The following is a 997-nucleotide window of genomic DNA, read 5'->3' as shown; positions in this document are numbered from 1 at the left end:
GTTCCTCTCCAAAAAAATGGACTTTTTCAGAGGATACCTAGCAAATTTTGGACGGTTGCTAACGCCAAAAATAGGGTATGCGGCGAATCTGGCAATGCAATAAAACCGTGATGCCCATAGAAAGCCACTGCCGCCTCGTCCTTGGCATCCACCATCAGGGCGAAGGCTGCAATCTCCGAACGGATAGCACGGTCGAGCGCATCGGCCAGCAGCGCACCGCCAAGACCTTGCGACTTGAAAGCCTGGTCGACAGCCAAGCGCCCCATACGAACGGCGGGCACGGTCGGATAGCGCGGTAACTTCTTGCCGATACTGGCCGGAAGATCGGCCAATAATAGGCTTGCTGCTGCCAATGTGTAGTAACCCGCGATGCGCTGCCCGTCTGCTAAAGCCACAAAGCAAGCGGCCACGCGGCGGCGAACGTCTTGGGTGACTTGCTCGCGTAGGTATCGATTTAATGGCTCCGAATCGCTGTTGAATGCCGCGCGATCATGCGTGGCATCGAGCAGCGCGAGCCTGAAGGGTGCAACGCTCATTCAGTGCGCAAGAGCTTGCTGCGATGAGCAAAAGCACGTTCCAAAGCACGGACTGGTTGCGCCGGTGATAGCAGTGCTTGTGCAAAGCAATCCTGATCGGCCAGCGATAGCCGGATAACTTCGGCCTGCTCAATGGCGCGTTGCGCCGCATCCTGCACAGCAGACACCACGAAATCAGTCATGGTACGCCCTTGAAGTTCGGCTGCACGCTTAAGCATCGAATGCAAATCGGTGCTAATTCTGGCTTCTAGACGGGCAGTGGATACGGCAGTGGGCATGATTTTATCCTCCTTGTGCAACTGTACGGCAATTTGCCGTACGAATCTAGATAGGCTTTTGGTGATTCCGGCTTATCTTGACCAGCTCGAACGTTTGTTTGCGTAATGTGCAACGGTCGATTATGCGCAGGGGGAACAAAAACAACCTGAACCATGCCCTTGGCGTTAGGGAGACGCTGAACA

General features: G+C 54.9%; 2 protein-coding genes. Both read right to left on the bottom strand.

The window, feature by feature from the left end; genetic code table 11:
- Positions 1-26: 26 nt before the first annotated feature.
- Positions 27-536, bottom strand: coding sequence for a GNAT family N-acetyltransferase (locus tag ALO64_RS14880; RefSeq protein WP_044345973.1), 510 nt, complete (start codon positions 534-536; stop codon positions 27-29).
- Complete coding sequence (locus tag ALO64_RS14875) at positions 533-814, bottom strand: type II toxin-antitoxin system TacA family antitoxin (RefSeq protein WP_019742102.1); 282 nt, start codon at positions 812-814, stop codon at positions 533-535. Before ALO64_RS14875 ends, ALO64_RS14880 begins: the two co-directional genes overlap by 4 nt.
- Between the last annotated feature and the right edge of the window lie 183 nt (positions 815-997).

The sequence above is a fragment of the Pseudomonas meliae genome, from assembly GCF_001400515.1.
Lineage (GTDB): Bacteria > Pseudomonadota > Gammaproteobacteria > Pseudomonadales > Pseudomonadaceae > Aquipseudomonas > Aquipseudomonas amygdali.
This window is presented reverse-complemented; position numbering and strand designations above follow the sequence as displayed.

What these genes read in the sequence shown, in the direction of transcription:
- ALO64_RS14880 (WP_044345973.1), bottom strand. Translation starts at nt 536, where the DNA reads ATGAGCGTTGCACCCTTCAGGCTCGCGCTGCTCGATGCCACGCATGAT.
- ALO64_RS14875 (WP_019742102.1), bottom strand. Translation starts at nt 814, where the DNA reads ATGCCCACTGCCGTATCCACTGCCCGTCTAGAAGCCAGAATTAGCACC.